The 268-nt window shown below is 50.0% G+C and carries 1 protein-coding gene; it reads left to right on the forward strand.

The features are described 5' to 3' along the window. On the forward strand, window positions 1–268 hold a 268-nt coding region (locus tag IAE53_RS11300), incomplete at both ends, for a hypothetical protein (RefSeq protein ID WP_234456364.1).

Genomic DNA, 268 nt, shown 5'->3' on the forward strand with positions numbered 1-268 from the left:
AGATACACCGAGTTCGGATGTCCCAAGCTCAGATACACCAAGTTCGGATGTGCCAAGTTCGGATACGCCAAGCTCGGATGTGCCAAGTTCAGATACACCAAGCTCGGATACGCCAAGTTCAGATGTACCAAGTTCAGATACACCAAGCTCAGACGTACCAAGTTCGGATGTACCAAGTTCAGACGTTCCAAGTTCTGACACACCAAGCTCGGATGTGCCAAGTTCAGACGTACCAAGTTCGGATACGCCAAGCTCGGATGTTCCAAGT

The organism is Leuconostoc sp. S50 (assembly GCF_016624925.1).
Lineage (GTDB): Bacteria > Bacillota > Bacilli > Lactobacillales > Lactobacillaceae > Leuconostoc > Leuconostoc pseudomesenteroides.